Here is a 2,038-nt window from a genome sequence, read left to right as displayed (position 1 = left end):
GAGGAGATATACTTCCGATGAAAGAAGGGATGCAGAAAATAAGAGCAATAATTTTTGAATGAATATCAAAAGCCAAAAGCAGGCATATTGCAAGACAGGATAAAAAGGATAAAAATGCAAAAATTTTAATTTATAAAAAGATGAAATGATATAATAAAAATCCCGCCTGCCGGACTTGAACCAGCAACATTTGGATCTACAGTCCAACGCTCTGCCAAATTGAGCTAAGGCGGGTGTAGAACAAAGTGGGACCACCCGGATTTGAACCGGAGTCTCAGGCTCCCAAAGCCCAAAGGATCGACCAAGCTACCCTATGGTCCCAACAATTATATATTACATCACAATAGTATATAAACCTTTGGGTAAATTATAATTAAAAAAAATTGAAAGAATAAAAAGAGACTATCTTTATTCAATCAATGCATAATTATAAAAGCCCCGGACGGGAATTGAACCCGCGACCACGAGATTACAAGTCTCGCGCTCTACCAGACTGAGCCACCGAGGCAAATAATTATTAAAAATTAATTAGATAAGTTAAGTAATAACTCTTTTACTTAAAATATTCAACAATATTAATTTAGAATTTAGTCATTTAAATAGTTTACTATTGAAAACTTATTAAAAACTTATTAATAACTTATTAAAAACTTATTAAAAATGAATTTTTAGACAAATATTAAACAAGAAATTAAATTAAAAAATATAAAAAATAACTATTGTTATATATCATGTAAACTAAAATAAAGTATAGAACTTAAAAGTTAAGAAAATAATTTAATTAAAAAAAATTAAATAAAAAAATAAGAACAATATTTAATTTTTAAATAAAGAAAAATAATTTAAAAATAAAATAAGAACAATATTTAATTTTTAAAAAAATCTAATTAATTTAATATAAAATTAGATTAAATAAATTTTTAAATAAGACTAATTAATTTTATACAAAAAGAGGTGTTTAAATGAGTGAAGAAGTCATTATCAAAGAAAGTGAAAATATAAAATCAATTTTAGAAGATATTAAAATTGCATATAAAAATACAAGGGAACAAACCCCCCTAACCCAATGCATAACTAATTTTGTAACTGTAACAGACTGTGCAAATGCATCACTTGCAGCAGGGGGAAGTCCAATAATGGCTGAAGATGCAGAAGAGGTAGCTGAAATTACAAACATTGCAAGTGCACTTGTAATAAACATAGGAACAATCAATCAAGCACAGGTTAAAGGAATAATAAAAGGTGCAAAACAGGCAAATGAAACCAATACCCCTATTGTTTTTGATCCTGTTGGAGCAGGAATCAGCGGACTTAGAAATAGAATCACAAAGGAATTGGTTGAAAACTATAAAATTGGAATCATAAGAGGAAACATGTCTGAGATTAAGGCAATAGCCAGATTAATCGATTTAGAATTCTCATTCAATAAGGACAATGATTCTGCTGGAAAAGGAGTGGATGTAGCAGAAAGCGACATCATCTCAAAGGAAAATCTAGACATTAACGGATTGATTGTAAAGGAATTGGCAAATGAATTAGACACCGTTGTTTTGGCAAGTGGCCCAATTGATATCATTTCAGATGGAGAAAAAACATTTTGTCTAGAAAACGGAGATGCTATAATGCCTCTCATTACAGGCAGCGGATGTATGTTATCCACTGTTATTGGATCATATCACGGAGCAAATGATGCTTTTATTGCAGGAATTGCTGGAAGTGCATTGATGGCCATTGCCGGGGAAAAAGCTGCAGAGGAAGTTATGAAAAATAAATTAGGAACTGGAAGCTTTAGAACATTATTCATTGATTACATTTCCAAATTAACTGCAGAGGAAATAGTTGAAAATGCTAATTTATTTGAATTAAACATTTAAAGAAACAAATCAAATAAGTTTTGAAGAAAAACTAATTTAATAACTTAAAATTTAATTAAAACTCTTATTAATCGGTTTTGTTGAAAATTCTAAAATGAATTCAACAAAGCCATAATAATCTTTCAAAAACCATAATAATCTTTCAAAAACCATAATAATCTTTC

1 protein-coding gene and 3 tRNA genes are annotated in these 2,038 nt (G+C 29.3%); 1 reads left to right on the top strand and 3 read right to left on the bottom strand.

The window, feature by feature from the left end:
• Positions 1–160: 160 nt before the first annotated feature.
• From Q0138_RS04480 to Q0138_RS04470, 3 genes are all read right to left on the bottom strand, one after another.
• Positions 161–234: transfer RNA gene (locus tag Q0138_RS04480), tRNA-Tyr, on the bottom strand.
• Between the two features lie 12 nt (positions 235–246).
• Positions 247–321, bottom strand: a tRNA-Pro gene (locus Q0138_RS04475).
• Between the two features lie 113 nt (positions 322–434).
• Positions 435–508, bottom strand: a tRNA-Thr gene (locus Q0138_RS04470).
• Positions 509–962: 454 nt separating this feature from the next.
• Here Q0138_RS04470 and thiM point away from each other — a divergent pair.
• Complete coding sequence (gene thiM / locus Q0138_RS04465; protein WP_297981494.1) at positions 963–1,874, top strand: hydroxyethylthiazole kinase; 912 nt, start codon at positions 963–965, stop codon at positions 1,872–1,874.
• Positions 1,875–2,038: the final 164 nt, after the last annotated feature.

This window comes from uncultured Methanobrevibacter sp., from assembly GCF_937906425.1.
Taxonomy (GTDB): domain Archaea; phylum Methanobacteriota; class Methanobacteria; order Methanobacteriales; family Methanobacteriaceae; genus Methanobrevibacter.
This window is presented reverse-complemented; position numbering and strand designations above follow the sequence as displayed.